Below are 16,478 nucleotides of genomic sequence, written 5' to 3' on the forward strand. Positions count from 1 at the left end.
CTTTAAAAACTCGTTATGACCCTGATTTGTATTCGAGAAAACAGCATGCTTATGGCGATTGTTAATACATAGAGAACTATCAAATTTATCTTTGGCAATATCCACTCCTACAAATTCATATGCGCTCATGCTAATCTCCAATGGGCTGTAAAAATACTTGGGGTTATTTATCGTTGACCAAGCTTGCGAATACAGGCTTACTTTGACGGGCGGCCTAAGATACTGTGCGGTCGATTGATAAGTGGGGAGAAGGGCCTAATCTACGTTTCAGGCTTTTTGCCTTGCCTGGATACAAGCTCTCTTCTCCCATCCCAAGTGCCCTTGAGATTAAGCATTTCTGCCTACTTTTTAAAGATACAAGCCTGGGTGGAGGTCTGCAGGGCTGTAACCCGGATTTAACTTCGTTTCACCCAGGATACTTGGTAGAAGTGTGTTCTTTTAATTTCATGCTGATCTTCATGATTCAGTCCCATACCTGGAACAGCTTGGATATGTGAAAACGAAGGTGTTATATTCTATAAAGGAAACTATTGCTGATAGAGCCTATGGCTCTGGAGAAATAATTTCTTATTTAAGAGACAATTCTGTCACAACATATATTCCTTTATTTAGCTCTCGTAGTGGGAGCTCTGAAAATAGCCAGGTTTCCAATATGATGAGACAAATAACTATTATCTATGCCCTCAAAATTCCATATTAAAACCCTGTAAATCACAGGGAGACGCCACACTCTATATTTCATCTGTCTCAGATTGCAAACCATGCAATTTCGCAAAAGGTTGCTTGGCAAAGATAAAAAATAAGGGCCCAATTCGGTATGTGACACGCAATAAGTACGCTGAATTTTATAACCAAATGAAAGAAGAGATGGAACAACAATATTTCAAAGAAACATTGTATCAGCGAATGTGGAAATTAGAAGGAGTTATGAATGAACTCAAAAATTACCATGATTTAAAGCGAATCATTGGCCCAGCCATGAAAGCAAGAGAATTACCTCAGAAAAAAACAGAAAGCGGGATTGGTACGCGTGCTTTAAACCAAATGACCTTACTGGGTATGACAGCTTCTGTACAAGTGCAGTCTGGTTAATGGGAGGGAAACCTTATTTAATTTGATTTATGCAACAACGCCGCACTTTTATCAAAACCGGAAACCCTCACCATTTCAAGAGATGTCAGATTAAGTCGTAACTAATTCATATCAGGTTATAGCTGCTAGGTCTAACTAGAGGCGTTACTTCCTAGAGACATGCTTTTCTCCGGTTGTTGAGCTTCTGACTTTTCCGCTGTGAAAGACCACCAACTATGACGGTTTTTGGATGAATTTGTTGGAGGAATAAGTCCTTTCTCTTTATTATAAGCAGCTTGTAAATCGTCTTTCAGATAGTCGTAGGTTGCTTTAACATGAGTCACTGGTAACTCAAATCTAGCCGCTATTTTTGCCGCTAAATCTATTTTAGCTTGAGCGACTAGTCCATTTTGGGAAATGGGTTGTATGATTACTCTGTGTGTGTCTCCAAATATCCATTTGGAAATGACACTCGGACTATAAACTTGGAGAGTAGCTAATATCTCTTGTGTATTTTCATTAGTTAGAGTGATTGTCCCTTTATATCCAGTCAAAATACTTAACCAAGATTTTGGTTGATCGGCAGTTGCTTTGACGTGCTCACCTATTCCAGGAAAAATAACTTGAGCTTTTGCAGGTGATTGCAACAATAAATCTAATTTATTAAAAGTAGAGTCATGGTCGAGAGTAGGAGAATTGAATTCATATCCAGGGCTAGCTTTAACGAAATTCAATTCAAAAGGATTTGCTTTAATATCATCATAGATTTCTTGTAAAAAATCCTCGTCGAAATCTGCGCCACCATTATCTCCCTTTAAGATATTTTTAACTTGTTTAAAGTCCATTTTATATTTGGCTGCTTGGGGGTTATGAAAAGTAGTAGCCATAAACATCGCTTGCACTGCTAACATATATCCAGCTGTTTTATCAGCAAGATTCCCTTGAGGATTTTGCATACAATAAGCTTCGCCAAAACTTTCTAAAAGCCGTTCGATCTTTTGCGACTCTTTGGGTAATAGGAAGGTTTTTAAATAATTTCTTAAAGCGGGTAAAAATTTCTGACCCGCTAAATTGATCCGAGCTGTAAATGCCTGTAATGCTTCTTTATTCTCAGCATCTGGGCTACTTAAATAATCACCAATGGCTTCTAAATCTAAATTTCGATGTTCTTCATGAAAAAAATCGGCGATCTGTTTTCCAACTTCTTTTACATTATGTGCTTGACAGATGTCTTTTATTTTTTGGATACCATCTTTAGCCTTGACATTAAAAGTGTGAGCAATTTCTCTCTTTCTTGCTTGGATGTCTGCTTTCATCCCCTGTAGATCAGGTTGCTGTTCTTCGATTTGAGCTCGGGTAATTGCTTTATTTACGGCAGCAATATCTGATTGGTAGCCTTTGGGTAGTGCGCGTTTGTATTTACCTGTAGAAGGATGGCAATCCTCTATTTGAATAGACAAAGATTCTGATAATCTAACAGGTTTTTCTAATTCTATTTTTAATTGCTTTAAACTTTCGAGATCCAGGCTGCCTTCTTTAGCTGCTTCAATAGGTTGCGATAATTTTTTATGACGTGATGTTAGTTGACTTTGAATTAAGTGGGTACGTTCATTCAGATTTTTTTGGGCCTGGCCTTTACTCATAATTAACCTCTATTAAGTCATCTAACTATTACAATCTTCATGCAAATTAAATCGCTAAGTTGTCATTATATATGCCTATTCTTAAGGAATCATTAGCTATTAAACTGATATAGAGTGAAATTACCAAAGTTTAAAAATCAGTCAATGTTTTAAAAGCATGACGCCTGGCACAGAATTTTGTTCAATAATCGAACTAGATTAATTCGCTAACGCTCGCAAAGACGGCGTTTTCAGTTTTGTCCGGTACTAAGAGATGTGTTGAGGCAATTCGAGATGGATTTTTTTCAACGAGATAATTTTTACTTAAGATAAACTTGTTATACTCCGGTCCAAACGAGTAAAGCAGAATTCAGAGAAATAATGAGTACTTACTGGAAATATAAAAATTTAAGTATTTTTGCTTATGGGAAAGAAGAGAATACTGCCGGTCCCACGACTGATGTAGATCAAGCATGTAGAGATTGGAACCGATGGGCACGTGGTGCTGAAATATGTCCTATCCGCATAAATGGTATACCACTTCCACAGGCGCTAGCTAATGCCGGAATTGAAGTAAAAAACCCCGGTGATACCTTTGCCGATAATGATGAACTCATTGCTTTTTTTAAAAACCATTTATTCAACAAGTATGATTTAGCAATTCAAAATGATTTAGTAATGCAAGCACTGATGCATTTCCACCAAGCTGGTTTTCCCTTTGCCACTAATTATTGTGTAAGTAATGTAAACGCAGGTGCCGTAAGAGCTTGCGAACCACAAACCACTATTGATTTTATTCCTACAGATAACGGTTTACAGATTAAAGAAGAGCAGATTTATAAAAAAATATCTACCAATAATAGAGTATATGAAACCCATGGGAATGAGTATTATGCAAAGACAACTACAACCTCTTTGTTTAACCCTCAAGGAATTACTTTGCTCGATTTAGAGATTGATTGCCCCAACGCGGATGCTGCGACTATCTTCGATAAAAGAAAATTATGGGATCAAATCTGTCAATATATAAAAAATATATTGATTGACTATAAATTGCTCTGTGATAGTCTTGCAGAAACTAAGGAAATAGAGCCTCTGATTAGATTTGATAGATAATATGTAGTTATTTTTCAAATAAGGCGTCATGCTTTAATTAAGTCGTCCAATTAGTTTGGGGTCGCAGAGTAAACCATTTTTCCAGCCTTTTAAGCGTTCGAATCCAAAGCGGGACTGCGATCTTGACTCTAGTATTCATTAATAAGAGTGTTTATTAAACAACAAGATCAGATTTTCTTCGAAAAAAAATCAAAAGCATATATACTAGCCATTTTAGAATCTCAAAGGATAATTTTATGCCTACTAAAGTGTTAGAGCTCCCTAAAACACATACTGTTAACTACTCCTCAAAACCACTCAATGGCAACGATGAAATTATAGAAATTAGTACTCAAGAGTTTGCACGCCAGTTTAATTTTGAGTGGCACGATGATTTACTTATTGAAGATACATGGGTTGAATCGTATCAAATACAGCAAAAGGAATTGCATACTTTGGCTTGTGGTTATGCACTTTACGCAGACCTTTATCCTCAAGAGCCTATTGATGAATCCGTTATTTTACAGCAAATGCCTTTTCTTCCAGGGGTAATTAAACAGCAACAACAACTAGCCGAGAAGTATTTGAAAGAGATTGAAACAATTATACCTAATCTAGTTGTGTGTGAAATTAATGATCAAGTTGGTAAAGGCTTATTTTGGAGAGGTCCGGAAGTCCTAAAAAAGGGGACTGCAATAGCCTGTTATGCTGGAGTCATGGACGCCTCACTACCAGGTACAGACACTTTTTCGGGGTATGGATACACGGTTCCGGCACACCCTCTATTTAAAAATCATTCCCCTGGGGCTCGAGGTGTAATCAATGGATTTCAGGGGAATCACGCGCGTTTTATACAGCATTTTCCTGATGCCGAGAATCTTTCTGAACATTTTAAGTTAGACCCTGGTCTTCAGAAACAGGATATTGCCACTGCAAATGTTGAAGCACTTAATATCGTATACGATGGAATGCCTTTAGTCGTGCTTGTCACCACTGAAGATGTTTTACCTAATTCACAATTTGGTTTTGATTATGGGGCTAGTTACTGGGCAAAGGCTTATCAACATTGCCAAATTGAACCTTTATTATTTACCAGGCATTCAGAAACCCTTGATCCCAAAACCTATGAACGGTTGGATTTAAATCTAATTTTAGGTAGGGAGGCTGTATCTTTGCCCCTTATCAATATCATGAAATGCATATTAGCCAATCAAACCTATACTATTATGGATGCCAACACAAAGGACATCATTGAATTATCACCTGCAAAGTTGACCACCATGGTGATTGAAGAACTTAAAAAGCAAAACGCAGCACCAAATACCATCGCATTTCATTTCTTAAATTGGCTACTCAGGATCAAGGAAGCCCAAAATTCTGATGGAAACTATCAAAGTAAGTTTATTAATACGATTCATTCTATATTATTAAAACATTGGCTACAAAACAGCTTTGATCACAGTACTTCCGCCAAAACAAAAATACCTTACATCGACAAGGTGATGAGCGCAATTACAGAATCGATGACCGCGGATCAAGTATTTTTAGAGGTAAGAACGAAGCTTAATTTTACAAGCGATAGAGATTTTTATACCAAGCAATTACGAGAGATGCGTAGTGAAATGATTAGCGCTATGAAAACTTATAACGAGGACAAAGTAGCCAGTAGAAATACACTCACTGAGGCGAAAGGCCTTGTCCTCTGAAACTCCTATCAACTCACCTATTGTTGAGAATTAACCCTCGACAAGGTGAGAAACATAAATAGGATCCGTGCTTGAATTTTGATTTTCTAATTGATACGCATTCAAAACTCAAGCACGGACCCTGACCTATCCTGTCAAATTTTGAAAAAAGGATTATAAACAGAGGGAGTTATAAACATAGGCAAAGGGGTTCAGAGCTTGAATTTTGCTAGTTCTATTGCTTCTTCTGAACTCCAGTTAATCCTTGGTTCGGTTGCAATCGTGACTTGATTATCTGCTTTTCAGTGTAACGCTTTTTCATTTCTGTTCTCCATTGTCCCATTTTTAATGGATTTCTCACTATTTTGAATGGTCTAATTTTGACTTGATGGGTTATCGAGGCAAATGGGTCAGGCCGTGAATTTTATTATTGTTGGATTGCGGTTCAGGGTAATCAAAGCTGAGGATTTACCGGTAGACAGGTAGATTGGTTTGCTATACTTTTTTTAACCGGAAAAGTCCTATGAAATGTCTGTCAGAACTTTTCTTTAGACATTATAGTGATTAGGGTCATACCTATTTGGTAATCAGGGACTCAAACAATTAAATGATGCGGTCAAGAGCGAAGAGGGTTATAAGATACGTATAACTCCAGGCCTAAAGGGAACAAATTGTGAAAAAAAGAACTTTAAAGGATCAACTAAATCTTGCCTGTGGGTTATGTGAAAATAATCTCAAATTCGATTTTACCTTCGCTTTCCAACCCATCGTTGATGTTAATAAAGAAGAAATTTTTGCATACGAGGCTTTAGTACGAGGATTAAATGGAGAGGGGGCAGAAGAGATTCTTTCTAAAGTTAACGATACAAATCGTTATCGATTTGATCAGGAATGCCGTATACGCAGTATTTTTCTTGCTCAAAAACTTGGAATGAAGGAATGCATTTCAATTAATTTTTTACCAAATGCAATTTACTCACCTGAACTATGTATAAGAACTACTATAGCCGCCGCAGAAAAAGCAAATTTTCCCTTGGGAAAAATTATTTTTGAAGTGACTGAAAGTGAACAAATTCATGATCCCAAAAAGTTACTTACTATTTTTCAGTATTATCAAAACCGGGGTTTTACAACTGCCATTGACGACTTTGGTGCGGGATATGCCGGTCTTGGGTTGCTTTCTGATTTTCAACCGAATTTCATTAAAATTGATATTAAGTTGGTTCGTAATATTAATGCTAACCCAGTAAAACAAGCTATGGTTAAAGGAATCATTTTAACTGTAAATCTGCTAAACATAAAAATTATTGCTGAAGGTATAGAAACAGCAGAAGAAGCTCGGTGGTTTAAAGAAAATGGAATTTCACTCATGCAAGGTTATTATTTTGCAAGACCAGGATTTGAGTGTCTTCCTAAAGTAACTAATTGGAGTTTAACTGATTAAAGGAGGATGCTTTATCACGAGAAATCCATGAATGGTTACCTCCATACACAACCTTCAACCGTAATTCTCTCCATTGCGTCCAACGTTTGCTATGTTGTACAAAAGACAATCCCTAACACCGTTTTAATAATTTTCATATTGAAGATCCTCTGTACTAAAGATTTATGACCATAGCCATTCCATTGCTTATCTACTTTTGCTTGCATTCGAAAGGTAGTTAACAGACGAACTGATTCCATTGATAGCTCACTCACCTGACGTAAGTGGAAACCGATTTCTCATTTTGCCTTAGGAAATAAGCGTCTTTCCTGTACAATAGTTGATGAATAATTAATAAACTTTAAGTATAATATTTGGACTTAAGGTTCTAAAGGCGACATTATGAATATAGAAATAATTGCTCATTTAGCTAACGAGGCGCTGGTAACAATAAAATTTAAATCCTACTCTGCTTATTCACATGGCTGGTATGATTCTACTCTGGGCGGACAAGGCGGCTCTAAGATGGTTTTAAAAGCCATGACAGCATTAGACGGTGGCGATATCGAGCCCATCCTTGAGATTGTTAAAAAAATTGATGAAAAAGTGATGCGCCTTGAAAAAAATGACTACGCCTTTTATGAAGAAGTATATCAATATCAGTTATATGATGTGATGCGCCCTGGACCAGTTCACGATCATAGTCATAAACCTGCTGATCTTATTGAATCTCATCAAAAAAATCTCGCACGATTAAAAGCAGTTTCTGCTCTCTTAAAAATTGAATTAAATATTCCAACTTTGCAAACTCAAGAAGAGCAAAGCACTAAAAATAAAAATGATATTGTTGCTTTACTTATGGAAGCGATTTATCAAGTCAGCATCCCTGCACTTGCAAAAGCATGGCAAGCTAAAGATCTTACTCGAATAAGGGATTTAATTTCTTTTGAGCAAATTAAGTATTCAATCAAAGCACTACACGATGGTAATCTTGATCCGGTACTTGATTTAATTCGATTAATCGCTCAAACCATTTCTAAGCATCTTGAAAACGTACCGATATTTTTGAAAGCGCTCGAAGAATACAGGGAGGAGTATAATCCTGAATTTTACATTACAAACCTATCGCCCGATGAGGTAGCCAGGATTCATCATGAAAACCTTGCTCGATTGAAAGAAATTCATGCTCTATTGCAAAGCGCAGCGCTTGATCCAGCATTGCAATTTCTAGCGGTAGTCGGCGATAACCAAGCGGATAAATCCAAGCCTAACCCCGCCCATTTATTTTTCAAAGGTGGGGCTAATCACGATCTTCTCAAAATGGTTATGCAATACGCAGGCTTTTTCAAAATAAAAATTATTGAAGAAGCAAGGATAGGCAGTCCGGAAACCAACAAATCACTTCAAAGCTAAGCATAAATACGGTCAGTGCTTGAATGTTGATTTTCTAATTGATACTCATTCAAAACTCAAGCACGAACCCTGATCTATGGTTCAACTGACAGCGACGACAATGTGATGCTACATCGTTTAAAGCCAGGGTAGCTGCCAGTGAACAAACCAGCCAAATATTAAATTTGGGGTAGTCACTTGGTCTCCTTACGCCTTGGTATTGGGTAGTTATCTCAATACAGACCGATTTAACGGCATTTATCAAGGCGCTCTCAGATAAAATAGACTGATATACGAAATTTTCAGTGAATTAAAATCCGTAATTAGACTCGGGTACAGTATCTAATCGATCGTTATTTTCTTGCTTTTTACCAGAGGGGATTGGAGATATCCCTGTCTTAGCTAGATTACCCCTAAGATGATTTATTTCTTTTCTTTGGCTAATGTCTTGTGTTGCTATTGTGGTATTTGTAGCACCGAGTCCTGTTCTCATAATAACGTTCGATGGAAAAATTGAATCCTCAACCTCTCCTTCTGGGTTGGTTCCTTGTTGCACAGATTCTTTTATGGATGTCTTTGAAATACCGGTATAGTGTCCTTCTATTTCACCAGTTTTTTGATTAATTACCAATGAGTAGGGAGGAGTGTATAATGTTTGTTCCCCGCCTTCTGATTCTATTTTATAAGCAACTCTGGTTTCACCATATTTAAAACTTGTTTCAATACTAAACAAATCTTTAAAAAAAGCTTTAAAATTCTTGCCATGGCCAATTAACCACAGATCCTTTTCAGTGGTATCATTAATTATTTGTTTTGTATCCTTTATCTTATCACCATCATAGTCCAGTGACTGGGGAACTTTACCATCAATGAGAATATCCTGATTAGGGATATTATGACTTTGTATTTTATCAGCCGCTTCTTGCCTCTTCTGGTTAAGAGCATTGAAATCCGCTGCTCCATAAATCAAACTGGTTAAAAAGAATAGAATGCGTTTTAGTGAAAAGAAAGGAGCCTTTTTGGATACTGTTTCAAGATCCTGGGTAGACCTTACGTCAAGGCCTGATGGAGCGCTGCTATTTTCAGATAAAGCAGGTTCTATAGAAATATTGGCCTGGATATTCTCAGGAATTATTAGTGAAGCAGTTTGCATGGCGCGAATCATAGGCGAAATTATTATGCGAGGTGTTTCATTTGGATGAGATAATAGAGCCTGAGTTGCTTGATTTGTTGTAACCATATTTTGAGCGGCTTTGTCAGAAATAGGTGCATTAGGGCTTATACCAAATCTTTTTTGCCCCCAACCTGAGCATTCACCGTGACGGCTAAATAATACCTGGCCATTAACGGTCATACCTTGTTCCTCAAGGTACGTTTGGTCTGTTCGTTTAATTTCTTCTAGTATTTTTTGTTTTTGGTCTTTTGTACTTTCATTTAGCTGCGTAATAAGTGCGTCAATTTGTTGTACATAGAATTCATATTTCATAAACAGACTCTTAAATTAAATCGTAAATTATATAGAATAAACATTAAGATAATATTAGCGAGGGATCAGCTGAGGAAAATAGTTATAAGTAGACTGATAAACTCTTTGGCTTCAGCTAAAAGATGTTATTCCTAGGGTGAATATTTAGGGGTAAATGGGGTCATGGGTAAATGGGGTCAGGTCTTGAATTTTGCTAGTTCTATTGCTTCTTCTGAACTCCAGTTAATCCTTACTTCGGTTGCAACCGTGACTTGATTATCTGCTTTTCACTGTAACGTTTTTTCATTTCTGTTCTCCATAGTCCCATTTTTAATGGATTTCTCACTATTTCGAAGGGTCTAATTTCGACTTGTTTGGTTAAAAAGTATTCAAATATAAGTTATACTATTTTTTAAACTTTTAAAATAGAAGCAGAAAAACCAATAATTAGGATTCATTTTTAAGTGATATTTTCGACTTTATACCATCTCTTGTAAGGAATGTTATGTTTTCCAAAAACCTGGATACCCAAGGCGAGTTTATACAGAAATATAATGAGTTCGCAGAACTTATAAACAGGGAAAAACTAAATAGTGATGGGGTATGCTATGGTTTATCCGTGATTTATTTAGATTATGCAAAAAAAAATGAATTAGATGAATTTTTTGCTATCAAGAGAATCATTTCTTCTCTTTCAAAGAAGGATATTGAAAAACTTGCACAGTATTATCGAATGTATTACGCAGGTTCCAGCAAACCAAGCAGCGATTTTTCTATTACCTGTAACGAAGATGAATTCACCTATTCCCAGATTTTAGATTTTATCGATCGTGTTCATTCCGCCCAGAAAGAACAGAATCGTCATCCATTCCTTCATACTAGTTTGTCATGGGAAGAAACCCAATTAGTATCCAATAATGATAGCCCAGGTGCTTTTACATTAGCAGATGCGCTTAATGCTACGGATTCACAATTCCTGCAACTTAACGATCGTAGTCATGCTTGTTCAGTTTTTAAAACTGAAGAGGGCTTGTTTTTCTTTGATCCGAATATTGGTGAACATACCTTATTTAAAACCGCAGAAGAGTTGCAACAACATTTTTATCATGCAGATGATTCAGAGCTCTCATGGGATTCTCGTTTTTTGACCAGACTTTTTGTTAGCGGGTTTTTTGTTTTGCATGGATTATCACTGACTACGATTGATCCTATCGTGGATGAATTATTAGATAAAGCAAAGACGAAGTTTAAAGATGATCCGGATTGGAGGAAGGATATGGAAATCGCTCTAATCAACTACAGACTAGGAAATATATCCAACAAAGCCCTGTTAGGCACTTTTTTAGCTTTTATAGCAATGAAATCGGGTATGCCAATCAATAATAGTAAAGAGGCTTTAAATCAAATTGAAGCCGTACTTGAATCTGCTTTTGCCGAAACCAGCCTTAAAAGAATCCAAAGCTATCTGGATTCTTATTTTCAACAAAAAGACAACCTCGGTAAATTTTTTTCAAGCCTGAGTATCCTCAAAGATAAGTTCAGCAAAAAAGAAAAACAACAAAAAATATTTGATTTCGCAATTGCTCTTATCAATGTTAAGGATGGCACTGTATTAAAATCTTTTATTGAACATCTCAATAGTCACAATATTAAATTTGACATAAACCAAAAGTTTAAAACCTCAATTGGCGGATCGGGCCCAAGCGAGAGTCTTCTGGAAATTGCTTCAAAATTAGGAAGCGTTAGTTGTATTCACAGCTTAAGGCAATGTGGTGCTGAGATAGCGGATTTAAAAAAATTATTAATATCGGCAGCAGAAAATCGTCAAGTTCAAGTGTTGGAATATTTTGCAAAAGAGTTTGATAAACGAGAATGGCCTATTTATGGCATGATTAAGTATTCAATAAAAAAAGGCCATATTGATGTTGTTAAGTTTTTTTTGCCAGAATATAAACAATTAGTAATAGAGATAATTAATGATCAGAGAGAAAACGAAGTAGGAGACAGCATTGCCTACCGTGCGATAGCACATGAAGGGAGCGCTAAAATATTGTACGAGCTTGAGAGTCTGGGATGCGCTATTGAAGATAGTTTCAAGGTTGAATTATTTAAGGCTGCTGTTTTAGCACAACCTGAAGCTGCGGCTAGTATGATTGAGTGTGATCCTGAAATCTTGCAACTTACTTTGGAGACAATTAGTCCCGAAAAGTTAATTCATCGCATGACAACAGGCGGAGCATGGGAGGCTTTATGGGAAATGAATTTAACTCAACTTAGTAAACCTGTAATTAATGAAATTTTAATGCACGCTGTACGATGCAAAAAATGGGAATGTGCGGCCCTGCTAATGACTGCTCTTGATACAACGCAGGTACCTAAAGAATTATCTACCAGTCAAAAAGGGTTTATAGTTGATGGCTATTTAAAACTTCTTGAGACAAAACTTAATAAACAAGGCTTGTCTGCTGCAATCAATGCCCATATTGGTTCTATATGGGAAGGAAACCATGGATTAGGTTCATTATTTAAACAAAGAGAGAGCGTGATCGAAGTATTTTGGAGTCCAAGTAGGAACATCGCAGGACATCAAAGCAGTTTGACCCGTAGACTTAGTCGACTGGAAGACTTGGTAGGGAAGTACCAGGAACCCTCTTCTGTACCTATCCACAAAAATAAATGATGCGGGAATTCTTGATCCATTCATCAAAGCGGTTAACCCGATATCGTAACGATCTGCGCAATCAGGCTTAACATCAGCGTCGATCAGCTGGGGAGACTATTTATCGTAGATTTATAAACTCGTTGGCTTCAGCTAAAAGAGGTTATTCCTAGGGTGAATATTTAGTTGGCGATGAGATGATTCCGATCTGTCTGGGTTATATTTATGCAAAATTAAAATCAAACTCTATACTTATGGTGTATGAATAAATACCAATTAAAAACAAGGAGGATGTTATGAGTACGCATTCTATACCTTTTTCAAGGATAGTAGGTGCAGCAGTAATCGGAACCATCTTATCTTTTGGGGTATTGTATACATCAACTGCTAGTGCGGCCAATGGATGTGGATTTGGTTATCACATGACCGCTTTCGGTCGATGTGTACCCAATAGTCCTGGCCCCAATGCAACCGCCGCTCCTGGACGCCCGGACTGTTGGTACAATGGTGCTGGTCAATTGCGTTGCTGGAGATAACTCATGGTAAGCAGATTCGGTTCATAACTCAATCTGCTTACTATTTGCCGCGACATTGACTTGAATAACGTCAAAAGTGGGTTCTTGTAAATTGTAAATAAAGCGATATGATTTGATCAAATTTCTTCAGATTGGATTTAAAAATGCAAATAGAACGCTTATATGACAAGGTGGCCAAGACTTATAATCAAGATATCAGTGCTAAGGTTCTTAATGAAGCGAAACATAGGGCCGTTGATTTGACGCTTGCACAAAATCGCTCCTTCAATTCAATCCTTGCGCTGGGCATGGGTGATGGGACTGATATACTCCCTTATGTAGAGCATTATCCTAACGCAAATTTACATGGCCTGGATATCTCTGAAAAAATGTTGGAAAGGGCAAAAGGGATCCTCGATTGTACAACTTATCATGGCGATATTAGCAAGGCATCCGCTATTATCCAAAAACAGGATTTTGATTTTATTCTCGCCCATTTTGTGTCGGCTTATGTTCCCCTTTCTTCGATTCTTGGCGAGTGTAGAAAATTAATTGCCGAAGGCGGATTAGTTTCAATTGTGACCAATACCATGGCATCATTTCCAGTTGCTCAATCTTTATTACCTATACTCGAGGAGTCTTCACATCCTTTTAACAAACTGGTTGCCTACCATATAAAGAAGACTCTAAAGAAAGTCTATGTTCCGCAAGATTTAAACCATTTACAGCGTATGGTTGAGGACAGTGGGTTCAAGCTTAAAACTCTGGAAGAAAAAAATATTCAAATTTCTCTTAAAACAGAAAAAGATGTCTTTGATTTTTTTATCCATGGTGGTTGGTTCGTCAGTGGTTTTATGCATCCACTTTTGCCCCATAAGCTCATGAGCAGAGTTTGCCAGCAACTGATTCATAAAAACTTCTCCATGCCTTATGAAGACAGTATGAAGATTGCCTTTGCTATTATTGAATAAGAAAAATGATCAATGCAAAATAAATTAAACTAATCAGGAGAGCCTGAGATGAATCTACCCAAGCGCATATTTATTATCGGCCATTCAGGTGCCGGAAAAGGTGTTTTGGCACAGGCTTTAGCTGATAAACTTGGTTGGCGATTTATCGATGCGGACTTTGGATTAGCACCCTCTATTGGTCGTAATCTGGCTGATATTCTTGGTAGCAAGGGAGAAGCAACGTTTCATCATTGTTTGACAGAGATTCTGAACCATCAACAGCATCAGGAATATATTGTTGTAACGACCGATGACAGTATTGTTTGTACTAAGAAAAATCGCGAATTACTGGCTGCTGAATTTACCGTGTATCTGAAAGTCAGTATTTCCGTGCAACTTGAAAGAATTTCCCATCATCGTCCGCTTTTGCCGAATCCAGATTACAAAGCCTTTTTAAACAAGCTTCGTCAGGAGCGCGATCATCTCTATGAAGAAGCCGCTGCCTTTTCCTTAAGTTCTGATAGTGGCTCGCTTGATGAGCATGTGTTGAATGTTATTAACGCTATGGAAAAATAAGCGTTATAAGGAAAATATCGGATAGTTTTTTACGGTTTTTGTATGCCTTCAAAACAGAGAGCCCTGTCACCTGAACAGAATCAATTTATTGATTCATTGCAGGTTTTTGCTTTTCAACCAGAAGAGAGTTTTTATTCTTACCCTTTTGACGAGCGTCTAAGGCTATTGGAGGAGCGAATTCTTCTTGCTAAACGATACTTGGCTAAGAAGGAGGGGGGCAATACGAGTAAACAATCCCCGTCATTTTGGGCTAAAAGTAAATTGGAGGCTTTCAAAAACACACTAAGTGGAAGTGGAGTCAAGCAGGCAGAACAACCTCCCAGAGCCATTTTTGTGGCACCTGAATACTTATTTAAAAATCTCTCTGAATTTTGTTATAAGAGATATTGTACACAAGAGCAAAAGAATCAATTCAAAAAGCGATTGCAGGCGCTTTCTGTGGATACTGATATGTTAATTGTTCCAGGAACAATGTGTTGGTACAAGAAAGGGGCTGATCAAGAAAACTATTATCGCAACACAGCGTATTTTTTCTATCGAGGGGATCTGCAAAAATACAAAAAGAGAAACCCCCATACAAACTATGACTTTGATTATACCAATGAGGGTTTTTTAAATCTGATGGATTTGCGTCGAGTTTATTTTAAATCGGGTCAACTCGATACGCCGGTTAAGAATTATTTTGGCCTTAAGATTGGTATTGAGATTTGTTTTGATTCCGTCCAGGGTGAATTGGTTGATTTTATTAAAACAAACAACCTTTCTATTGATGTACAACTTATTATCGCAGACGGGGCTAAAAAACCAGTTCTTGTCAAGCAAGAGGGAGTGCTTTTTGTTAAGCTGGAAAGAAATCCCCTGCAAACGAAACTAGGTACAATAATCAAGATTGATAATAAGCACGTAGAATTAAAACCTGCCATTGCTTTGGGTAAACTCGAGGAAGAAAACGATCTGACTTGCTTTCAATTTAAATAACATTGAATGGTTATAAGGGTTTGGCTGCTTAATAAGGGATTGGCCTGGTGTTTGACCCCTATTGATAGGCAATCTTCCAATCCCGTTTAATGAGATGTCTTATAATTAAGAAAACGCTTAACTCCAGGTTGGCTATGAAAGAGGTCGACGAGCTTATCAACGTAATTATTGAGGCCCTGCAGCCCATCAATAAAGACGAGCCCTTCCTGCATCAATTAATCGATGATAACACTGGAATTAGTGTCTCTTCGATTAGATCATCAACCCATCCAAAAATTAAGAAAATTGATCTTTTTACCGTTCCTGATAGGCATCAATACCCACCCAAACCGCTTGGTACCGTGGTACAAATTACAGGAAAAGATGATGTTGTTGCTTTATTCAAGCTTGAACCCGAAGTCTTAGAAAAATTGAAGCCATTATTAACACAGGCAAGGATTTATCCTGAGTCTGCTTTTTTACGTCCCAGAGTGCCAGCATTAACCGTTTCAGAGTTTGATAATTTGCAAATCTACGATGAAAAAACACATAAAGACTATGAAGTTATCAGGCAATCGATTGCCCAGGCTGTAGCTGCTTTTATGCAGAAAAAATCCAATATGGAGGTTATGTTGGTGGATGTTGGAACAGGATTGGGAGACTGTCTGGCCTTAACTGCAAAAATGGTGCTATCCATTCCTAAAAATATTATTGCGATAGGTATCGATCCTAACGATAAGAGCATAGAGACAGCGCAAAAAAAATTTTCTGGCTACCAATTTATTCTTGCTGAAGCTCGCTTTTTAGAAAAGATAATTAAAGAAGCAGAGCAGAAAAATTCGAAGAATTTTTTAGTTGCTGTAACGGCTAGTGGTTCGCTTACACGTCTAGTGCTCAATAATACCCTGGAAGCATTAAATGTTTTTCAACAAGCCTACCGTGTAGCAGATATTATGGTTTTAGGTGGAGAGAATGAGGTACTAGGCTCAATCACCATTTAAATTGAATACAATAAAAAAATCCGTAAACTGTTATTTTTCACAATTTCAAGGGAATAGTAGTCAAATG

The 16,478-nt window shown here is 37.3% G+C and carries 13 protein-coding genes and 1 pseudogene; 11 read left to right on the plus strand and 3 right to left on the minus strand.

The features are described from left to right. Positions 1-690: 690 nt before the first annotated feature. Positions 691-1,092, plus strand: a pseudogene (locus Lfee_RS06810) (transposase); the annotation flags it as partial. Between the two features lie 131 nt (positions 1,093-1,223). Here Lfee_RS06810 and ralF read toward each other — a convergent pair. Further along, on the minus strand, positions 1,224-2,714 hold the full coding sequence (ralF, locus tag Lfee_RS06815; RefSeq protein ID WP_058445186.1) for a T4SS guanine nucleotide exchange effector RalF: 1,491 nt from the start codon (positions 2,712-2,714) through the stop codon (positions 1,224-1,226). Between the two features lie 360 nt (positions 2,715-3,074). On the opposite strand from ralF, the gene Lfee_RS06820 reads away from it, so the two are divergent. The 3 genes from Lfee_RS06820 to Lfee_RS06830 all read left to right on the plus strand — a co-directional run bounded on the left by Lfee_RS06820 (position 3,075) and on the right by Lfee_RS06830 (position 6,917). Beyond that, a complete protein-coding gene (locus Lfee_RS06820; RefSeq protein WP_058445188.1) occupies positions 3,075-3,809 on the plus strand; it encodes a hypothetical protein in 735 nt (244 codons plus the stop codon). 236 nt (positions 3,810-4,045) lie between these two features. Next, positions 4,046-5,494: an SET domain-containing protein gene (locus Lfee_RS06825; protein ID WP_058445190.1), complete on the plus strand. Its 1,449-nt coding sequence runs from the start codon at positions 4,046-4,048 to the stop codon at positions 5,492-5,494. 652 nt (positions 5,495-6,146) lie between these two features. Beyond that, complete coding sequence (locus Lfee_RS06830; protein ID WP_112854550.1) at positions 6,147-6,917, plus strand: EAL domain-containing protein; 771 nt, start codon at positions 6,147-6,149, stop codon at positions 6,915-6,917. A gap of 89 nt (positions 6,918-7,006) precedes the next feature. On the opposite strand, the gene Lfee_RS16955 is transcribed toward Lfee_RS06830, so the two are convergent. Beyond that, positions 7,007-7,156, minus strand: a complete 150-nt coding sequence (locus Lfee_RS16955) for a hypothetical protein (protein WP_156413369.1) — start codon at positions 7,154-7,156, stop codon at positions 7,007-7,009. A 142-nt stretch (positions 7,157-7,298) separates the two neighbouring features. Here Lfee_RS16955 and Lfee_RS06835 point away from each other — a divergent pair, with 142 nt between their 5' ends. After that, positions 7,299-8,309 carry a hypothetical protein gene (locus tag Lfee_RS06835; protein WP_058445194.1) on the plus strand — a complete coding sequence of 337 codons (1,011 nt, stop codon included), beginning with the start codon at positions 7,299-7,301 and terminating at the stop codon, positions 8,307-8,309. A 289-nt stretch (positions 8,310-8,598) separates the two neighbouring features. Here the strand turns inward: Lfee_RS06835 and Lfee_RS06840 are convergent, their stop codons facing one another. Next, positions 8,599-9,774, minus strand: a complete 1,176-nt coding sequence (locus tag Lfee_RS06840) for a phosphoglycerate mutase family protein (RefSeq protein ID WP_058445201.1) — start codon at positions 9,772-9,774, stop codon at positions 8,599-8,601. 484 nt (positions 9,775-10,258) lie between these two features. On the opposite strand from Lfee_RS06840, the gene Lfee_RS06845 reads away from it, so the two are divergent. The 6 genes from Lfee_RS06845 (at position 10,259) to Lfee_RS06870 (ending at position 16,411) form a co-directional block, all read left to right on the plus strand. Beyond that, positions 10,259-12,433, plus strand: coding sequence for an ankyrin repeat domain-containing protein (locus Lfee_RS06845; RefSeq protein WP_058445203.1), 2,175 nt, complete (start codon positions 10,259-10,261; stop codon positions 12,431-12,433). Between the two features lie 275 nt (positions 12,434-12,708). Beyond that, complete coding sequence (locus tag Lfee_RS06850) at positions 12,709-12,948, plus strand: GCG_CRPN prefix-to-repeats domain-containing protein (protein ID WP_058445205.1); 240 nt, start codon at positions 12,709-12,711, stop codon at positions 12,946-12,948. A gap of 143 nt (positions 12,949-13,091) precedes the next feature. Further along, on the plus strand, positions 13,092-13,898 hold the full coding sequence (locus Lfee_RS06855) for a class I SAM-dependent DNA methyltransferase (protein ID WP_058445207.1): 807 nt from the start codon (positions 13,092-13,094) through the stop codon (positions 13,896-13,898). 48 nt (positions 13,899-13,946) lie between these two features. Then, positions 13,947-14,453, plus strand: coding sequence for a shikimate kinase (locus Lfee_RS06860; RefSeq protein ID WP_058445208.1), 507 nt, complete (start codon positions 13,947-13,949; stop codon positions 14,451-14,453). 42 nt (positions 14,454-14,495) lie between these two features. Continuing rightward, the gene (locus Lfee_RS06865; RefSeq protein WP_058445210.1) at positions 14,496-15,431 is read left to right on the plus strand and encodes a carbon-nitrogen hydrolase family protein; all 936 of its coding nucleotides are present in this window, start codon (positions 14,496-14,498) and stop codon (positions 15,429-15,431) included. A 134-nt stretch (positions 15,432-15,565) separates the two neighbouring features. Then, positions 15,566-16,411, plus strand: a complete 846-nt coding sequence (locus Lfee_RS06870; protein ID WP_058445212.1) for a hypothetical protein — start codon at positions 15,566-15,568, stop codon at positions 16,409-16,411. Positions 16,412-16,478 lie beyond the last annotated feature (67 nt).

It is taken from the genome of Legionella feeleii (genome assembly GCF_001467625.1).
GTDB classification, from domain to species: domain Bacteria; phylum Pseudomonadota; class Gammaproteobacteria; order Legionellales; family Legionellaceae; genus Tatlockia; species Tatlockia feeleii.

Excerpts from the sequence above, each read along its gene's own strand:
- ralF (WP_058445186.1), bottom strand. The coding sequence starts at position 2,714 with ATGAGTAAAGGCCAGGCCCAAAAAAATCTGAATGAACGTACCCACTTA.
- Lfee_RS06820 (WP_058445188.1), top strand. The coding sequence starts at position 3,075 with ATGAGTACTTACTGGAAATATAAAAATTTAAGTATTTTTGCTTATGGG.
- Lfee_RS06825 (WP_058445190.1), top strand. The coding sequence starts at position 4,046 with ATGCCTACTAAAGTGTTAGAGCTCCCTAAAACACATACTGTTAACTAC.
- Lfee_RS16955 (WP_156413369.1), bottom strand. The coding sequence starts at position 7,156 with ATGGAATCAGTTCGTCTGTTAACTACCTTTCGAATGCAAGCAAAAGTA.
- Lfee_RS06835 (WP_058445194.1), top strand. The coding sequence starts at position 7,299 with ATGAATATAGAAATAATTGCTCATTTAGCTAACGAGGCGCTGGTAACA.
- Lfee_RS06840 (WP_058445201.1), bottom strand. The coding sequence starts at position 9,774 with ATGAAATATGAATTCTATGTACAACAAATTGACGCACTTATTACGCAG.
- Lfee_RS06845 (WP_058445203.1), top strand. The coding sequence starts at position 10,259 with ATGTTTTCCAAAAACCTGGATACCCAAGGCGAGTTTATACAGAAATAT.
- Lfee_RS06850 (WP_058445205.1), top strand. The coding sequence starts at position 12,709 with ATGAGTACGCATTCTATACCTTTTTCAAGGATAGTAGGTGCAGCAGTA.
- Lfee_RS06855 (WP_058445207.1), top strand. The coding sequence starts at position 13,092 with ATGCAAATAGAACGCTTATATGACAAGGTGGCCAAGACTTATAATCAA.
- Lfee_RS06860 (WP_058445208.1), top strand. The coding sequence starts at position 13,947 with ATGAATCTACCCAAGCGCATATTTATTATCGGCCATTCAGGTGCCGGA.
- Lfee_RS06865 (WP_058445210.1), top strand. The coding sequence starts at position 14,496 with ATGCCTTCAAAACAGAGAGCCCTGTCACCTGAACAGAATCAATTTATT.
- Lfee_RS06870 (WP_058445212.1), top strand. The coding sequence starts at position 15,566 with ATGAAAGAGGTCGACGAGCTTATCAACGTAATTATTGAGGCCCTGCAG.